A 17,719-nucleotide genomic window follows, 5' to 3' on the forward strand; every position below is an offset into this window, starting at 1 on the left:
TCGTCCGACGCGCCCTCGCTGTCTATGAATCCCAAAAACTGACGCATGTTCATCTTCAATCTCGGGGATACCGGCGGTAACGTCCGGCCCACCCCCCCGTCGGTAGGAGCTGACATGCCACCGAGCACCCCACGTACCACGTTGGACAGACTGAGAACTCCCCGCCGATTCCCCAAGTTCCTCAAGGCGGCATCCCTATGCGTGCTCATTGCCGGTCTTTTATCGCCGCTTTCCCAGGCGGTCGCCGCCGACACCTCGACAGCGGTCGCCGCGAACGACTACTGCGGCGGCCAGTGTTCGGACATCCTGCCGCCCGGTGAGAACGGCAACGCGACCCTCGCCCAGATCCTGCTCAACCAGGCCTTCGGCACCCAGCCCAGCCACGCCGAGGACCAGCTCGGCCTCTACGGCAGCCTGCCCTCCGGCTCCTCGACCCTCACCGACGCCAAGATCAACGACTTCTTCAACGACGCCTCCTTCGGCGTCGCCTCCAACCAGGTCGAGTCGACCACCAAGCCCGGCGGACGCACCGATGTGACGATCGTCCGGGACAAGAAGACGGGCGTCCCGCACATCAGCGGTACCACCCGCTACGGCACCGAGTACGGCGCCGGGTTCGCCGCCGCCCAGGACCGGCTGTGGCTGATGGACGTCTTCCGTCACGTCGGGCGCGGCCAGCTCACCTCCTTCGCCGGCGGTGCCGCCTCCAACCAGGGCCTGGAGCAGGAGTTCTGGCGCAACGCGCCCTACACCGAGGCCGATCTGCAGGCCCAGATAGACAGCGCCACCAGCAAGGCCGGAGCCCGTGGCGCCCAGGCCCTCGCCGACGCGAACGCCTACATCGACGGCATCAACGCCTACATCGACGCCTCCGACAGCGGCCGCTACTTCCCCGGCGAATACGTCCTCACCGGCCACAAGGACTCCATCACCAACGCCGGCACCATCGACCACTTCAAGCTCACCGACCTGGTCGCGCTGGCCTCCGTCATCGGCTCGCTGTTCGGTTCCGGAGGCGGCGGCGAGGTCAACAACGCCCTGTCGCTGCTCGCCGCGCAGTCCCAGTACGGAGTGACCGAGGGCACCAAGGTCTGGGAGTCCTTCCGTGAGCGCAACGACCCGGAAGCCGCGCTCACGGTCCACAACGGCGAGAGCTTCCCGTACGCCGCGAGGCCGGACACCCCTCAGGGCGAGGCGCTGCCCGACGCCGGCTCGGTGACCCAGGAGCCGCTGGTCTACGACCGCACCGGCAGCGCTGCCACCGCGAGCGCCACCAGTGCCTCGGCCACGGCGGCCAGGACCTCGCTCACCTCCGCCAAGCGCGGAATGTCCAACGCCCTCGTGGTCAGCGGGAAGTACACGGCCAGCGGCCACCCGATCGCCGTCTTCGGCCCGCAGACCGGCTATTTCGCGCCACAGCTCCTCATGCTCCAGGAGATCCAGGGCCCGGGGATCAGCGCCCGCGGCGCCTCCTTCGCGGGCCTGAGCATGTACGTGGAACTCGGCCGCGGCCAGGACTACTCCTGGAGCGCGACGACCTCCGGCCAGGACATCATCGACACCTACGCCGTCGAGCTGTGCCAGGACGACTACCACTACCTGTTCCACGGCACCTGCACGGCGATGGACAAGGTCGAGCGGACCAACTCCTGGACGCCGACCACCGCGGACGGCACCGCGGCCGGCTCGTACCGGATGCAGGTCTACCGGACCGCGTACGGGCCCGTGGAGTACCGCGCGACCGTGGGCGGCAAGAAGGTCGCGTACACCACCCTGCGCTCCTCCTTCATGCACGAGGCCGACTCGATCATCGGCTTCCAGATGCTCAACGACCCGGACTACGTGAACAGTCCGGCGACCTTCCAGAGCGCGGCGCAGCACATCAACTACACCTTCAACTGGTTCTACGCCGACTCGGCGCACACCGCGTACTACAACAGCGGTGACAACCCGGTACGGGCGAGCGGCGTCGACGCCGAGTTCCCCGTGTGGGCGCAGGCCGCCTACGAGTGGCAGAACTGGGACCCGGCCACGAACACCGCCACGTACACCCCGGCGTCCGCCCACCCCAACTCGGTGGACCAGGACTACTACATCTCCTGGAACAACAAGCAGGCCAAGGACTACACGACGGCCTCCTGGGGCGACGGCTCGGTGCACCGCGGCGACCTCCTGGAGGACCGGGTCTCCAAGCTGGTCGCGGCGGGCGGAGTGACCAGATCCGCGCTGGTGAAGGCCATGGCCGACGCGTCACTCGCCGATCTGCGGGCCGAGGACGTCCTCCCGAACCTGCTGAAGGTCGTCAACAGCTCCCCGGTCACCGACTCCACGGCCGCCGCCGCGGTGAGCAAGCTGTCCGCGTGGGTGACGGCGGGCGCCAAGCGCACGGAGACCTCGTCCGGTTCGCACACCTATGCCAACGCCGACGCGATCCGGATCCTGGACGCCTGGTGGCCGCTGCTGGTGAAGGCGGAGTTCCAGCCGGGACTCGGCAGCGACCTGTACACCGCGTTCGGCAACAACCTCCCCGTCGACGAGGCACCGTCCGCCGGACACGGACCGACCGGCTCGCACGCCGGAAGCTCCTTCCAGTACGGCTGGTGGAGCTATGTCGACAAGGACATCCGGGCGGTGCTCGGGGAGTCCGTGCAGGGCGGTCTGTCGCAGAAGTACTGCGGCGCCGGCAGCCTCACCGCCTGCCGGGACGCCCTGATCAGCTCACTGAAGGAGGCGGCGGGCAAGACCGCGTCGGCCGTCTACCCCGGCGACGACCAGTGCTCGGCGGGCGACCAGTGGTGCGCCGACTCGATCGTCCAGCGGACGCTCGGCGGCATCAAGCACGGCAAGATCACCTGGCAGAACCGGCCGACCTTCCAGCAGGTCGTCGAGTACACCTCGCACCGGTGAGCACGGACCGGCGCCGACAGGACGGCTCCTAGGAGCGATCGGCGCCGGAGCGGCGGCGGGTCGGCGGACGCGGCCCGCCGCCCATACCGGTCGGGTCAGCGGACGCGACCCGCCGCCAGCACCAGCTGGGCCAGCTCGCGATGGCAGATGTCGCTGTGCGCGCCTGCCGGGGCGCCGCCCCGGCACACCACCGAGGCCGCGTCGACGTTCACGCACCCCGAGACCGGCATTCGGGTGCGCAGGGCCTCGGCGAGCGTGAACGACCTGGTCCCCGGTACCGCCTGCACCCCGTCGTGGCCCATCGCGCCCCACTGCGCGCCCAGAGCGCTGCCGATGCCGAAGTCCGCCATGGCGGACCGGTCGTCACCCGCCATCCGCGAGGCCAGCGGGTAGATCGTGCCGAGCGCCGCGTCGAAATGGGAGTAGCAGCACACCAAGGGGCCGTCGATCCGGTTGTACTGCCCGTCCAGCACACCGCTCGACCGCGCGTCGTGCGGCAGCCGGGCCGCGAACGCGTAGTGCGAGAAGGCGCCTTGGAGCAGCGTCACCGACTTCACCGTGTGTACTCCGGGAGGCAGCCCGCGCAGCGCGAACGAGACCAGCCGGCCACCGAAGCTGTGCCCGACCAGATGCACGCGCACGTCGGGTGCCGCCGCCGCGAGCCGGCCGATCGCCCGCCCGAGCCCGCGCTCACCGACCGTGCCCGCGCGCCGCTTCATCGCGTAGTACGTGGCCTGGCGCAGCAGTTCGAGGGCGCCGTCCCACAGCCGGGGCAGCGCGAACTCGGTGGCACCGGGATTCCCGGCCCCGGCGAGCGCCTGCGCGAACTCGGCGCAGACCGTCGCGGTGTCCCCGAAGAGCATCTCGGGATCGCTCTCCGGGACGCCCTCCGCCAGGGTGTCCGCCGCGAAGGAGGTCTGCGGTCCCTGCGGCCGGACCTCGACGAGCAGGCGTACGAGACGGCCGAACTCCTCCAACGAGGCTCCCTCGTCGGGCTGTTGGTCGAGCAGCCGGGCGATCTGCTCGACCATGGTCGCGCGGCCGGGGAACACCTCCAGAAGGGCGTGCCGGGTGTTCTTGCCGAGCGGGGAAGCGGTGTCCGGGGTGAGCTCGGCGGCCACCGACGGCGGGAAGTCGGGGATCGGCTCGTCCGAGAAGCGCATAGAAGGCCAGATCACCCCCACGTAGCCGAGGCGCGCTGTCGGCGCGAGCTGGGGGACGGGTTCGAAGAACTGGCTGAAGAGGCGGGTGGCCGCCGAACGGTCGTTGTTCCAGCCGTGCGTGAAGACGATCAGGTCGCGGACCTTGCGTCGCGGCACCTCCTGGATCCAACGGTCCTGTTCACGGCCGTCCGCGTCCCCGTCCGCGTCGAACGTCAGCTCCCAGTACGGAGAAACACTCACTGCCGGTTCCGTCATGCCAGGCCCCCTGACCCCGCGGGCGGTGCGATATGGGCGCATCGTCCACCCGGCGGGGAAAGTTGGCCATACATCACGACCCATCCATCGCGTTTCCGTCACTCGTCCGTGGAAGAGGACCCCGGATCACTTGTAGATGAGGTAATGCCTCCGGACCGTCCGGAACGCCTCCAGTTCGTCCTGCCAGGCCGCGACGACCTCGCCGGCGCCCGCGCCCGCGTCGATCATCGTGCGCACCTGCGCCGAGCCGGTCAGCTTGTCGATCCAGTTGTCGGAGCGCCAGGCGAAGTCGCTCCAGACCTTCTTCGCGGTCACCAGCAGAGCGACCCCGGTGCGGACGGGGTCGTACGCGGCCCGGTCGTGCACATGGATCTGTACGCCCCCGATGGTCTTGCCCTGGAACTTGGAGAACGTCGGAGCGAAGTACGCCTCCCTGAAGTGGACGCCGGGCAGCCCCAGTTCACCGGCCGCCGCCGCCCAGCGCCCGTCGACACCCTCCGCGCCGAGCAGTTCGAAAGGCCGCGTCGTACCCCGCCCCTCCGACAGGTTCGTGCCCTCGAAGAGGCAGGTCCCCGAGTACACCAGCGCGGTGTCCGCCGTCGGCATGTTCGGGCTCGGCGGCACCCAGGGCAGCCCCGAGGTGTCGTAGAACTCCCCGCGCCGCCAGCCCGACATCAGCACGGTGTCCAGTTCCACGGGCGCCGCCAGGAACTCACCGTTGAAGAGCCGGGCCAGCTCCGCCACCGTCATCCCGTGCGCCTGCGCGATCGGCTGACGCCCGACGAACGTGGCGAACTCCTTGTGCAGGACCGGCCCTTGGGCCGACAGGCCGGTGACCGGGTTCGGCCGGTCGAGCACCACGAACCGCTTGCCGGCGAGCTGCGCGGCCTCCATGCAGTCGTACAGCGTCCAGATGTACGTGTAGAAGCGCGCTCCCACGTCCTGGATGTCGAAGACGACGGTGTCCACGCCGGAAGCGGTGAAGATGTCGGCGAGGGCCTGACCGCTCTTCAAGTACGTGTCGTAGACGGGGAGTCCGGTCGCCGGATCGTCGTAGCGGCCCTCGGAGCCGCCGGCCTGCGCGGTGCCCCGGAAGCCGTGCTCGGGTCCGAAGACGGCGACCAGGTCCACCCGGTCGTCGGCGTGCATGACGTCGACGATGTGGCGGACGTCACGGGTGACGCCCGTGGGGTTGGTGACCATGCCGACACGTCCGCCGCCGAGTGGGGAGTACCCGGCTTCGGCGAGACGCTCGAAGCCGGTGCGGAGCCGGGGCCCGCGGTTCGTGGCCGGCACCGCCGCCCCTGCGGGCAGCGGGGTCAGGGCCGCCGCGGCGGTGCCGGCCGCGAGCAGTGACCGTCGGGACATGCGCATGGTGGGACCTCCGTGATCGCGGAAGGTTGGCACAGGCACGCTAAGGGCTCCTGGGGCAAGTTCGTAGGGCCCGGATCCCACCAGCCTGTCGTGGCTCGTCACACGGCCGCCCGCGCCGTGGAGGGAACCCTTCCCTTGTTACATACCGACTGGTTAGTCTGGCGTCACAGCAGAGCCGTGTCACGTCGCGTCGAAGGAGACCCGTGGTGGAAGCCATGCAGGGTGCGGGAGTCGTCGTCACCGGAGCGGGAGGTGGCATCGGAGCCGCGCTGGCCCGCCGTTTCGCCGCCGAGGGAGCGCGGGTCGTGGTCAACGACCTCGACGCCGACAAGGTGAGGGCCGTGGCCGACGAGATCGGCGGCATCGCGGTCGTGGGCGACGCCTCCCGGATCGTGGCCGAGGCCCGCGACGCCCTCGGCGGCACGGTCGACGTCTACTGCGCGAACGCGGGAGTGGCCTCGGGCGGCTCGGAAGCGGCGGGCGAGAACATATGGGCCCTGGCCTGGGACGTCAACGTGATGGCGCACGTGCGCGCCGCCGAGGCGCTGCTCCCGGACTGGCTGGAGCGCGGCAGCGGCCGATTCGTCTCGACCGTCTCGGCCGCCGGACTGCTCACCATGATCGGCGCCGCGCCGTACAGCGTCACCAAGCACGGCGCGTACGCGTTCGCCGAGTGGCTGTCCCTGACGTACCGCCACCGGGGTCTGAAGGTGCACGCGATCTGCCCCCAGGGCGTGCGCACCGACATGCTCGACGCCACCGGCAGCGCCGGTGACCTGGTGCTCCAGCCGACCGCCATCGAGCCCGAGGCCGTCGCCGACGCGCTCGTGAAGGGGATCGAGGAGGACCGCTTCCTGATCCTGCCGCACCCCGAGGTCGCCGGGTACTACCAGGCGCGGGCCGCCGCCCCCGACCGCTGGATGACGAACATGAACCACCTCCAGCAGAAGTGGGAGGCCGCCGAGTGACCCGCTACGCAGACCGGCCCTGGGTGGCGCTCCTGAACGAGGCGCAGCGCGGCCCGGTGAGCCCCGCCGACACCCTGGTCCACGCCCTCCGGGACGTGGTCGAGCGGACCCCGGACCGCACCGCGCTCGCCTACTTCGACGGGCGGCTGAGCTACCGCGAGGTCGACGACCTGAGCGACTCCGTGGCCGGGCACCTCGCCGCCCGCGGTGTGGAGCGGGGCGACCGGGTGGCGATCATGCTCCAGAACTCCCCGCATTTCGTGCTCGCCCTGCTCGGCGCCTGGAAGGCCGGCGCGACGGTGGTGCCGGTCAACCCGATGTACAAGTCCGGCGAGGTCCGGCACGTCCTGCACGATGCCGAGGTGAGCACCCTCGTCTGCTCCGACCGCGCCTGGGACACGTATCTGCGCGAGAGTGCCGCCGACTCGCCGGTACGGGTGGTCCTGACGGCCTGTGAACGGGATCTCCAGAGCCGCGACGACCCGCGGGTGCTGGCCTTCGAGCGACTGCCCCAGGACGCGGCGGCGGACGATCTCCTCGCGGTCGCCCGGCAGGGGCACAAGGCGCCCGGCGACCGCGCCCTCGGCCCGTCCGACATCGCGCTGATCAGCTACACCTCGGGCACCAGCGGCACCCCCAAGGGAGCCACCAACACGCACGGCAACATCATGTACAACGCCGAGCGGCAGCGGACCGGCCTAGCGCTGCCCGAGGCGCCCGTCTACTTCGCGATGGCGCCGCTGTTCCACATCACCGGGATGGTCTGCCAGCTCGCCGCCTGCCTCAACAGCTCCGGCACGCTGGCCCTCGCGTACCGCTTCGAGGCCGGGGTCGTCCTCGACGCCTTCGCCGAGCACCGGCCGCTCTACACGGTCGGCCCCTCGACCGCCTTCATGGCGCTGGCCGCCCACCCGGCGGTCACCCCGGACCACTTCTCTTCCTTCATGAACATCTCCTCCGGTGGTGCCCCGCTGCCGCCCGCCCTCGTCGAGCGTTTCCGGGCCGGCTTCGGGCCGTACATCCGCAACGGCTACGGGCTCACCGAGTGCACCGCGCCGTGCGCCTCCGTGCCGCCGGGCCTCGAGGCGCCGGTGGACCCGGCCTCCGGGACCCTGGCCGTGGGCGTACCGGGCCCGGAGTCGGTCGTCCGCATCGTCGACGACGCGGGCGAGGAGGTCCCCTTCGGAGAGCAGGGCGAGATCCTCGTCAGCGGTCCGCAGGTGGTGCCCGGCTACTGGCGCCGCCCCGAAGCCACCGCCGAGACCTTCCCGGACGGCGAGCTGCACACCGGCGACATCGGCTTCATGGACGTGAACGGCTGGCTCTACGTGGTCGACCGGAAGAAGGACATGATCAACGCGTCCGGCTTCAAGGTGTGGCCGCGCGAGGTCGAGGACGTCCTGCACACGCACCCGGCGGTCCGCGAGGCGGCCGTCGTCGGGGTCCCGGACGGCTATCGCGGGGAGACCGTCATGGCGTACATCAGCCTGCGGCCGGGCGCCTCCGAGGAGCCCGCCGCGCTGGCCGCGTACTGCAAGGAGAGACTGGCCGCCTACAAGTATCCGCGGCAGGTGGTGATCCTGCCCGAACTGCCCAAGACGACGAGTGGGAAGATCCTCCGTCGGGAACTGCGTTCCCGGTCCCGGGAGTCCCAGTAGTCTCCAGGACTCTTCACGGAACACGGTCATCGATGTGAACGCACGGAAGGCAGGTGGCGGCAGTGCCCAGGACGACGGACGGTGACGGTACGCCCGTCCCGCAGCGGCTGCTCGCCGCCGCCACCCGGCTCTTCGCCGAGCAGGGCTACGACCGCACCTCGGTGCAGGAGATCGTCGAGGCGGCGGGCGTCACCAAAGGGGCGCTCTACCACTACTTCGGCTCCAAGGACGACCTCCTGCACGAGGTCTACGCGCGCGTGCTGCGCCTCCAGCAGGAGCGGCTCGACGCGTTCGCGGACTCGGACGCGCCGGTGGAGGAACGGCTGAGGGGAGCGGCGGCCGACGTGGTCGTCACGACCATCGACAACCTCGACGACGCCTCGATCTTCTTCCGGTCGATGCACCACCTCGGCCCCGAGAAGCTCAAGCAGGTGCGGTCCGAACGGCGCCGCTACCACGAGCGCTTCCGCGCCCTGATCGAGGAGGGCCAGAAGAAGGGCGTCTTCTCCACGGCCACGCCCGCCGACCTGGTCGTCGACTACCACTTCGGCTCCGTCCACCACCTGTCGACGTGGTACCGCCCCGACGGCCCCCTCGCCCCCCAGCAGGTCGCCGACCAGCTGGCGGACCTGCTGCTGCGCGCCCTGCGCCCGTAACGGCCGGACCCGTGACGCGCCGAGGCCCCACCGGACGGTGGGGCCTCGGCCCTGTCATCGCACGTACGCGCCGATCACATGTACTTCTTGATCTCCTGGCGGGCCAGTGAGCGCTGGTGGACCTCGTCGGGCCCGTCGGCGAGCTTCAGGGTCCGCGCGGCGGACCACAGTTCGGCCAGCGGGAAGTCCTGGCTGACGCCGCCCGCGCCGTGGAGCTGGACGGCCTTGTCGAGGATGTCGACGACCGCGCGCGGAGTGGCGATCTTGATGGCCTGGATCTCCGTGTGCGCGCCCCTGTTGCCGACCGTGTCCATCATCCAGGCGGTCTTCAGGACCAGCAGGCGCAGCTGCTCGACGGTCACCCGCGCGTCGGCGATCCAGTTCTGCACGACGCCCTGCTGGGCCAGCGGCTTGCCGAACGCCGTACGGGACACCGCGCGCCGGCACATCAGCTCGATGGCCCGCTCGGCCATGCCGATCAGCCGCATGCAGTGGTGGATACGGCCCGGACCGAGCCGCGCCTGCGCGATGGCGAAACCGCCGCCCTCCTCGCCGACCAGGTTGCCCACCGGGACCCGGACGTGGTCGAAGACGACCTCGGCGTGCCCGCCGTGGGAGTGGTCCTCGTAGCCGTAGACCCGCATGGCGCGCCGGACGACGAGGCCAGGTGTGTCGCGCGGGACCAGGACCATCGACTGCTGGCGGCGGATGTCGGCGCCGTCCGGGTCCGTCTTGCCCATCACGATGAAGATCTTGCAGTCGGGGTTCATCGCCCCCGAGATGTACCACTTGCGACCCGTGATGACGTACTCACCCCCACTCTCGGCTCCGCTCGAGCGGGAGGTGCCCCCACCGTCCCGCTCGATCAGCGTGGTGATGTTCGTGGCGTCGGAGGAGGCGACCTCGGGCTCCGTCATCGCGAACGCGGAGCGGATCTCACCGGCGAGCAGCGGCTCCAGCCACTGCTTCTTCTGGCGCTCGTCGCCGAACTGGGTGAGCACCTCCATGTTGCCGGTGTCGGGGGCCGCGCAGTTCAGCGCGGTGGGCGCCAAGTGCGGGCTGCGGCCGGTGATTTCGGCGAGCGGCGCGTACTGGAGATTGGTCAGCCCGGCACCGTACTCGGAGTCCGGCAGGAAGAGGTTCCACAGACCCTGTCTGCGGGCCTCGGCCTTCAACTCGCCCACCACGGCGGGCGTGTCCCACGGCGAGGCCAGCAGAGCGCGCTGTTCCTCCGCGACGGCCTCCGCCGGATAGACGTACTCGTCCATGAAGGCGAGCAGCTTCTGGCGCAGCTCTTCGGTGCGCGCGTCGAATCCGAAGTCCATGGCGGATCAGCCTTCCTGAAGGGTGGTCAGGCCGTGCTCGATGAAGACCGGGGTCAGCTCGCCGATGCGGTCGAAGCCCGCGCCGACCGTCTGGCCCTTGGTGTACCGGAAGTGGATGCCCTCCAGGATCACGGCGAGCTTGAACCACGCGAAGGCCGTGTACCAGGAGACCGCGGAGACGTCGCGCCCCGAGCGCGCGGCGTACCGCTCGACGATCTCGGCCGCCTTCGGGTGTCCCGCGGCCGAAGCGGTCGTGCTGATGGGGGAGTTGGGCAGGTCCAGGCGGGTGCTGTACATGACGAGCAGCCCCAGGTCGGTGAGCGGGTCGCCGAGCGTGGACATCTCCCAGTCCAGGATCGCCCTGATCCGGTCGTCGGGCCCGATCAGTACGTTGTCGAGGCGGTAGTCGCCGTGGACGACGGTGGGCGCGGGGGAAGCGGGCAGTTCGCGTCCCAGGGCTGCGTGCAGCTCGTCGATGCCGGCGAGCTCGCGGTTCCGGGACGCGTCCAACTGCTTGCCCCAGCGGCGCAGTTGCCGGTCCAGGAAGCCCTCGGGGCGGCCGAAGTCGGCGAGACCCACCTCTGCGGGGTCCACCGAGTGCAGTTCGACCAGGGTGTCGACCAGGCCGAGCACCGCGTCGCGGGTGCGCTGCGGGCCGAGCGGGGCGAGCTGGCCGGCGGTGCGGAACGGGGTGCCCTCCACGAACTCCATGACGTAGAACGGGGCGCCGAGCACCGAATCGTCCTCGCACAGCAGCACGGGGTTCGGGACCGGGACGGCCGTCGGGTGCAGCGCGCTGATCACCCGGTGCTCGCGCTTCATGTCGTGCGCCGTGGCCAGCACGTGGCCCAGCGGAGGACGCCGTACGACCCACCGGGCGGTGCCGTCGGAGACCGCGTAGGTGAGGTTCGACCGTCCGCCCTCGATCAGCCGGCCGGTCAGCGGGCCGTTCACCAGTCCGGGCCGCTCACGGTCGAGCAGGCCGCGCAACCGGTCGAGATCGAGACCTGGCGGGTGGTCCGGGCTCATTTTTGCTCCTCAGCACACGGGAACGGGACGTGACCATGATGCCGACCAGTCGGTATGTCGTCCAGCGGCTGTGCGAAACGTGATCGGCGTCTCCCCGGGCGCGCGAGCCGGGGAGACGCCGTCGGTGCTGAGGGCGGGCGCTGAGAGCCGGTGCCGGGGGCCGGTTCCGGGGGCCGAGGTGCCGGACCGAGGGCCGGTTCCGAGGGGTCAGTGGTCGTCCCAGTGGCCGTCGTGCTCGGCGTGCCGGTGGCCGTCGTGCAGATAGTCGACGTGGTCGCCGTGCGCCACGGCGGGATGCCCGCAGCCCTCGCCGTGCTGATGGGCGTGCCGGTCGTGCGCCGCGTGTCCGCTCGGCTCGCACTCGTCCCAGTGCCCCGAGTGCTCGCGGTGCAGATGCCCGTCGTGCGCGTAGTCGACGTGGTCCCCGTGCCGTACCTCGGTGTGACCGCAGTTCGGGCCGTGGACGTGCTGGTGGGTGGGGTGCTCCTGGTGAAGGGTGGTCATCGTGCTCACCTTCGGCTGTGACGTGGATAGGGGTGCCTGCGTGCCGCGCCGCCTGCGTGCCGCGCCGCCTGCGTGCCGCGCCGCCTGCGTGCCGCGCCGCCTGCGTGCCGCGCCGCCTGCGTGCCGCGCCGCCCGCGCGGCGCGGCAGGGCTGGGCGGCGCGAGGGCTGGGCGACAATCCAGGCTATCGCCGTAAACCGTTACGATCCGGTCCATTCCCGGGCGTGTGGCGCCGACGCCGCCCGAACGCCGGTCACGAGCGAACCGCCGCCACCGCGCCCCGAACGCCGGTCGGGGGAGACCGCCGCCGCTAGAACACGAACGCCACGGCGCACACGGCCAGCGCCACCGTGCACAGGGCCGTCGCCGTCGCGTGCCGGGGGGCGAGCGTGGCCGGACCCGCCGGTCCCGCGGTCGCCAGCGTCCGGATGCGGAGGTGGGCGAGGCCGAGGAGGGTCAGCCAGAGAACGCAGCAGCACGAGCACGCCACGATCCCGGCGGCCGAGCCCCTGTCGTGCAGCGCCGCCTTCGCGGCGAGCACGGCGACGACGGTGCTGGAGAGCGTCGTACGGCGCCAGGCCAGCCGCGTGCGTTCCGGCTGGAGGCCGGGGTCCCGTACCTCCCGGGCGGGCGTGGTCATCCCGCCCAGCCGACGAGCACGACGACGACCATCGCGACCGCGACGACCGCGACGACGATGCTCAGCACCGCCGGGAAGCGTGACACCGGCAGGTCCTCGCCGCGCCGCATCGCCCGCTCGCAGCGCACCCAGTGATTGACGGCCCGCAGCGCGCACAGCACGCCCGCCGCCAGCAGCGCCAGGGAGAGGCCCGCCCGCCAGGCCCAGCGCAGGTCGGGCAGGAACTGGTCCACGGCGAAGCCCCCGCCGATCAGTGCGAGCGCGGTGCGCAGCCAGGCCAGAAAGGTCCGCTCATTGGCCAGCGAGAACCGGTAGTCCGGGGTCCTGCCCTCGCCCCGGATCTCCTGCGGCGCGAACCACAACTGGACATTACGCACGAGTTCGATCACCTTCAGGACCCTACCGGGGAGCCTGGGGCGGAACGCCGTCGGTGCCGCCCGCTCCCGTGGGCGCTCAGTCCATCGCCCGGTAGTCCGTGAGCCGCTCGTAGGCCGCCAGTCCGTCCGGCACCCAGGTCCACTCCGACAACCGCCGCTCCACCTCGTCGTCGGTGAGGAAGGCGTGCCAGGCGACCTCCTCCACCTGCGGGTTCACCGGAAGCTCGCAGCGGACCTCGTACACGGCGGACCACCAGGTCGCGCCGGCCCCGTCGTCGTACAGGAACGTGAAAAGGGGGGTCGGCCTCGGGAGCCCGGAGACGCCGAGTTCCTCCTCGGCCTCGCGGAGCGCCGCGTCGTCGTAGGACTCGCCCGCGCCGACGACTCCGCCGACGAACATGTCGTAGAACGAGGGGAACACCAGTTTGGTACGGGTGCGTCGATGGACGAAGAGCCGGCCCTCGGCGTCCCGGGCCTCGATGAACACGCACCGGTGGCGCAGCCCGCGCGCGTACGCCTCCCCGCGCGGGGCCTGTCCGATGACCTGGTCGTTCTCGTCCACGATGTCGAGGATCTCGTCAGCGGCGCTCATGGATCCATCCAAGCAGTTCGGGATCCGGCGTGCTGTGTCCGAGGATCGCGGGTACCTGCGGACGGGGACCTTCCTCAGTGCGGCTGGAGGTCCCGCGAGCGTTCCGGTTCCGCCGTGCCCGAGGGCATCGCCGGGTGCATGCCCAGCAGGATGATCCCCACCACGACGCCCGCGAGCCCCGCGGCCTGCCAGGCCAGGGCTCCCGCGTCGGTGCGGAGCTGGTCCCCGAGGAAGCCCACCCCGCAGACGATGCCGGCCAGCGGCTGGGCGGCGGTGAGCGCGGGCAGCGACATCCGCAGCGGTGCGGTCTCGAAGGCGCTCTGGACCAGGATCAGCCCGGTCACACCGAGGGCGAGCACCGCGTACGGCTGCCAGCCGGTGATCAGTTCGGTCCAGCCGCCGGCGCTGAACCGCTGGCCGCTGATCCGGGTGAGCGCGTCCTGCAGGCCGTACAGCAGCCCGGCGGCGGTGGCCAGCAGCACGGGTCCGGCGCTGAGCCGGGACCGTTTCGCGTAGGTGGTGAGCAGCAGGGCCAGCCCGAGCACGATCCCGATGATCAGCCAGTGCCGCAGCGGGTCGCTGACGGCGTCGCCGCCCTGCGGCTGCCCGGCCACGATGAACGCCGAGACGCCGCCCGCGAGCAGCAGCAGCCCGGCCCAGCCCTGTTTGCCGAGCGGCTGTTTGGTCTGGTGGCGGGAGAGCGCGAGGGCGAAGAGCAGGTTGGTGGCCAGGAGCGGTTCCACCAGCGAGACCTCGCCGTTGCCGAGCGCGATCGCGCCGAGGACCATGCCGCACACCATGAGCCCGATGCCGCCCAGCCAGCGCGGGACCCGGATGAGGTCGAGCAGCAGGCGGACGGAGAGGAAGTCGCTGAGCGGGGCGTGCGAGGCGGCGTTCTGCTGGAGCACGAAGCCGAAGCCCAGACAGCAGGCCGCGCTCACGGCAAGGACCAGAACCAGTACCGACACGCTGGGTACCTCGATACATCGGAGTCGGGGCGGGCCAGTGGTGCGTATCCCGCCGACTGTAGCGCCATGCGCCGGGAGCCTGCCCCCGGGAGTACCCGGAACCAGGCAGTTGACTCGGTCACCTTTTTTGCCGAAGGATCTGACCGATCAGTAACAAGTGCCGGTCGGCCGTACGGCCGACCACCACCAATGTCTCATCAACCAGCACGCTGTCGATCGGTTCGTGACAAATGTCATCAAAGCGCCCTTTTTGGCGCCGGCCCGGTCCGACCAGTCGGAATGTCGAGAGGACGGGCCCATGGCCTACGACGCAGATGTGATCGTCATCGGAGCGGGCCTCGCGGGGCTCGCGGCGACCGCGGAGCTCGTCGACGCGGGCCGCAAGGTGATCCTCCTCGACCAGGAGCCCGAGCAGTCGATCGGCGGCCAGGCGCACTGGTCCTTCGGCGGGCTCTTCTTCGTCGACTCGCCCGAGCAGCGCCGTATGCGGATCAAGGACAATCACGCGCTCGCCCTGCAGGACTGGATGGGTACGGCGGGCTTCGACCGGCCCGAGGACCACTGGCCGCGCCAGTGGGCCGAGGCGTACGTCGACTTCGCGGCCGGCGAGAAGCGGCCCTGGCTGCACCAGCAGGGCGTGCGCTTCTTCCCGGTGGTGGGCTGGGCCGAGCGCGGCGGCTACGACGCCAACGGGCACGGCAACTCCGTCCCGCGCTTCCACATCACCTGGGGCACCGGGCCCGGCCTGGTGGCGCCCTTCGAGCGGCGGGTCCGGGAGGGGGTCGCCCGCGGTCTGGTCGAGCTGAGGTTCCGCCACCGGGTCACCGGTCTGTCCCGCAGCGCCGGCTCCGTGGACACCGTCACCGGGGAGATCCTGGAGCCGTCGGGCATCGAGCGCGGCCAGGCCAGCAGCCGTACGGTCACCGGCGCCTTCGAGCTCAGGGCCCAGGCCGTGATCGTCACCTCCGGCGGCATCGGCGGCAACCACGACCTCGTACGCGCCAACTGGCCCGAGCGCCTCGGCACACCGCCCGAGCGGATGATCTCCGGCGTCCCCGCCCACGTCGACGGCGCCATGCTCGGGATCGCCGAGGAGGCCGGCGCCCGCCTCATCAACCGCGACCGCATGTGGCACTACACCGAGGGCATCCAGAACTGGAACCCCATCTGGGACAAGCACGGCATCCGCATCCTGCCGGGCCCCTCCTCCCTCTGGCTGGACGCGCGCGGCAACCGGCTGCCGGTACCGCTCTTCCCGGGCTTCGACACCCTCGGTACCCTCGAACACATCATGCGCACCGGGTACGACTACACCTGGTTCGTCCTCGACCAGAAGATCATCGGCAAGGAGTTCGCGCTCTCCGGTTCGGAGCAGAACCCGGACCTCACCGGCAAGTCGGTCAGAGGCGTCATCGGGCGGGCCCGCGCCGATGTGCCCGCGCCGGTCAAGGCGTTCATGGACCACGGCGCCGACTTCGTCGTGGAGAACGACCTCGGCGCGCTGGTGCGAGGGATGAACGCGCTCACCGAGAAGCCGCTGATCGACGAGGCGGCGCTGCGCAACGAGATCGTCGCGCGCGACCGGGAGATCGCCAACCCCTTCACCAAGGACCTCCAGGTCATGTCGATCCGCGGCGCCCGCAACTACCTCGGCGACAAGCTGATCCGCACCGCGCCCCTGCACCGCATCCTCGACCCCGGGGCGGGCCCGCTGATCGCGGTGCGCCTCAACATCCTGACCCGCAAGACCCTCGGCGGTCTGGAGACCGACCTCTCCTCGCGGGTGCTGACCGAGGGAGGAGACCCGCTGGAGGGTGTGTACGCCGCCGGTGAGGCCGCCGGATTCGGCGGCGGCGGAGTCCACGGATACCGGTCCCTGGAAGGCACCTTCCTCGGCGGCTGCCTCTTCTCCGGCCGCACGGCGGGCCGGGCGGCGGCCAAGGCGCTGGGCTGACCACGCCAGGGGGAGCCGTTCAAGTCGCCCGTCGGGGAAGGCCGTTCGGCGTGTGAGGCGGCGGCTGCCCGGGACTTCGGTCCGGGGCAGCCGTTCGGTGAGTGGTCCGAGGCGGCTGTTCAAGCCATCCGTCCAGGGTGGCTGCCCAACGCGTCGACGCAAGAAGGCCGTTCGAGTTGTAGGGACAAGATGGCTGTTCAAGTCATAGGGAAAAGACGGTCGTTCGGGACGATGAGGGCGACGAGCAGTCAACTACGGCGCAAGCGAAGGCAGTTGACACGTGTAGTGATTTGGCTGGAGCTTGACTTGAACCCTTGGCTGCGGGTTTGCTGTCCGTGATCACACTTTGACGGACCGCGCCTGTGAGGTTGAGCAGCGGTGTCACCACCCCCACCTCCGCTGGGCCGCGGCCGCAAGCGGGCGTCCCACGCCTTCGACGCCGCCCTCGACGACGCCGAACTCGCCGTCGCGCGCACCTCGTTGAACCAGGGGCGGTGGACGGACGTCCGCTCGCTGCTCGCCGCCACCGGCGACGACTGGGACCGCCGCGGCCACCGTGTCACCGTCCTCGCGCAGGAGTCCGCGACGCTCGCCTGGGCCCGCGACTGGCAGCTCGCCGAACCGGAGTCCCCCGACGCCGCCGTACTCCTCGGCTGCGCCACCGTGGAGCGCGCCCTGCACGGCAAGGAGCGCCCGGAGAGTGCCCGCGAGGCCTGCCACCGGGCGGCGGCCCTCGCCCCCGACGATCCCACCCCCTGGCTCGGTCTGCTCCTCCTGGAGCGCGTCCTCGGCGCCGAGGACGACGTGGTCCGGCTCTTCGACGAGGTGCGCCACCGGCACGCCGTCCATCACCACGCCCACCACCTGATGGTCGCCCGGCTCGCCGAGCGCCGCGCCGCCGCGGGTCAGGACCCCCTGCACGAGGTGTACGACTTCGCCAACTGGTCGGCCGAGCAGGCGCCCGCCGACTCGCCGCTGGCGATCCTTCCGGTCGTCGCGCACGCCGAGCGCTTCCGGGTGCTCGCCGCGGCCGGGAGCGAGCCCGCCGACCCGGTCGCCTCCGGGCACTGGGCGGGGCGCCGGGCCCGCCAGGTGATGAAGGCCGCCTTCGACTGGTGGCTCGAGTGGGAGCACGGGGAGCATCCGCGCCGGCTCGTCGACCTCAACTTCCTCGCCCACGCCAAGATCTGCGAGGGCGGGCGGGACGGTGAGGCCGCCGCCCTGTTCCACCGCATCGCGGAGCACGCGACCCCGGCTCCGTGGTCGTACCCGGACCGCGATGGGTACCAAGCCTTCCGTGCCGCGCGCGACAGCGTGCTCGGCACGGTGTGAACGCACGCCCCCGAAGAC

Annotated in this window: 15 protein-coding genes; 6 read left to right on the forward strand and 9 right to left on the reverse strand. The window is 71.0% G+C overall.

The window, feature by feature from the left end; all coding sequences use genetic code 11:
* The first annotated feature begins 114 nt into the window (after positions 1–114).
* The gene (locus ACIQRL_RS21540) at positions 115–2,907 is read left to right on the forward strand and encodes a penicillin acylase family protein (RefSeq protein ID WP_401333664.1); all 2,793 of its coding nucleotides are present in this window, start codon (positions 115–117) and stop codon (positions 2,905–2,907) included.
* 95 nt (positions 2,908–3,002) lie between these two features.
* Here the strand turns inward: ACIQRL_RS21540 and ACIQRL_RS21545 are convergent, their stop codons facing one another.
* Both ACIQRL_RS21545 and ACIQRL_RS21550 read right to left on the reverse strand, forming a co-directional pair.
* Entirely contained in the window at positions 3,003–4,325 is a 1,323-nt protein-coding gene (locus ACIQRL_RS21545; RefSeq protein WP_401333667.1) for a serine-threonine protein kinase, read from the reverse strand.
* 126 nt (positions 4,326–4,451) lie between these two features.
* A complete protein-coding gene (locus ACIQRL_RS21550) occupies positions 4,452–5,699 on the reverse strand; it encodes an exo-beta-N-acetylmuramidase NamZ domain-containing protein (RefSeq protein WP_401333670.1) in 1,248 nt (415 codons plus the stop codon).
* A gap of 203 nt (positions 5,700–5,902) precedes the next feature.
* Between ACIQRL_RS21550 and ACIQRL_RS21555 the strand changes: the two genes are divergently transcribed.
* The 3 genes from ACIQRL_RS21555 to ACIQRL_RS21565 all read left to right on the forward strand — a co-directional run bounded on the left by ACIQRL_RS21555 (position 5,903) and on the right by ACIQRL_RS21565 (position 8,981).
* A complete protein-coding gene (locus ACIQRL_RS21555; protein ID WP_401333673.1) occupies positions 5,903–6,667 on the forward strand; it encodes an SDR family oxidoreductase in 765 nt (254 codons plus the stop codon).
* On the forward strand, positions 6,664–8,325 hold the full coding sequence (locus ACIQRL_RS21560) for a class I adenylate-forming enzyme family protein (protein WP_401333676.1): 1,662 nt from the start codon (positions 6,664–6,666) through the stop codon (positions 8,323–8,325). The genes ACIQRL_RS21555 and ACIQRL_RS21560 overlap by 4 nt, the downstream gene beginning before the upstream one ends.
* A 62-nt stretch (positions 8,326–8,387) precedes the next feature.
* Positions 8,388–8,981: a TetR/AcrR family transcriptional regulator gene (locus ACIQRL_RS21565; RefSeq protein WP_401333679.1), complete on the forward strand. Its 594-nt coding sequence runs from the start codon at positions 8,388–8,390 to the stop codon at positions 8,979–8,981.
* A gap of 74 nt (positions 8,982–9,055) precedes the next feature.
* Here the strand turns inward: ACIQRL_RS21565 and ACIQRL_RS21570 are convergent, their stop codons facing one another.
* The 7 genes from ACIQRL_RS21570 to ACIQRL_RS21600 all read right to left on the reverse strand — a co-directional run bounded on the left by ACIQRL_RS21570 (position 9,056) and on the right by ACIQRL_RS21600 (position 14,415).
* A complete protein-coding gene (locus ACIQRL_RS21570; RefSeq protein ID WP_401333682.1) occupies positions 9,056–10,306 on the reverse strand; it encodes an acyl-CoA dehydrogenase family protein in 1,251 nt (416 codons plus the stop codon).
* 6 nt (positions 10,307–10,312) lie between these two features.
* Positions 10,313–11,335: a phosphotransferase family protein gene (locus ACIQRL_RS21575; RefSeq protein WP_401333685.1), complete on the reverse strand. Its 1,023-nt coding sequence runs from the start codon at positions 11,333–11,335 to the stop codon at positions 10,313–10,315.
* 207 nt (positions 11,336–11,542) lie between these two features.
* Positions 11,543–11,839, reverse strand: coding sequence for a hypothetical protein (locus ACIQRL_RS21580; protein WP_401333687.1), 297 nt, complete (start codon positions 11,837–11,839; stop codon positions 11,543–11,545).
* 309 nt (positions 11,840–12,148) lie between these two features.
* Complete coding sequence (locus tag ACIQRL_RS21585) at positions 12,149–12,478, reverse strand: DUF202 domain-containing protein (protein ID WP_401333690.1); 330 nt, start codon at positions 12,476–12,478, stop codon at positions 12,149–12,151.
* Complete coding sequence (locus tag ACIQRL_RS21590; protein WP_401333692.1) at positions 12,475–12,867, reverse strand: YidH family protein; 393 nt, start codon at positions 12,865–12,867, stop codon at positions 12,475–12,477. Before ACIQRL_RS21590 ends, ACIQRL_RS21585 begins: the two co-directional genes overlap by 4 nt.
* 64 nt (positions 12,868–12,931) lie before the next feature.
* On the reverse strand, positions 12,932–13,447 hold the full coding sequence (locus ACIQRL_RS21595) for an NUDIX hydrolase (protein WP_401333694.1): 516 nt from the start codon (positions 13,445–13,447) through the stop codon (positions 12,932–12,934).
* Between the two features lie 74 nt (positions 13,448–13,521).
* On the reverse strand, positions 13,522–14,415 hold the full coding sequence (locus ACIQRL_RS21600) for a DMT family transporter (RefSeq protein WP_401333697.1): 894 nt from the start codon (positions 14,413–14,415) through the stop codon (positions 13,522–13,524).
* A gap of 298 nt (positions 14,416–14,713) precedes the next feature.
* Here ACIQRL_RS21600 and ACIQRL_RS21605 point away from each other — a divergent pair, with 298 nt between their 5' ends.
* Positions 14,714–16,369, forward strand: a complete 1,656-nt coding sequence (locus ACIQRL_RS21605; protein WP_401333700.1) for an FAD-binding dehydrogenase — start codon at positions 14,714–14,716, stop codon at positions 16,367–16,369.
* 378 nt (positions 16,370–16,747) lie between these two features.
* Positions 16,748–17,701 carry a hypothetical protein gene (locus ACIQRL_RS21610; protein WP_401333702.1) on the forward strand — a complete coding sequence of 318 codons (954 nt, stop codon included), beginning with the start codon at positions 16,748–16,750 and terminating at the stop codon, positions 17,699–17,701.
* Positions 17,702–17,719: the final 18 nt, after the last annotated feature.

The sequence above is a fragment of the Streptomyces sp. NPDC091209 genome, assembly GCF_044757755.1.
In the GTDB taxonomy this organism is placed as follows: Bacteria; Actinomycetota; Actinomycetes; order Streptomycetales; family Streptomycetaceae; genus Streptomyces.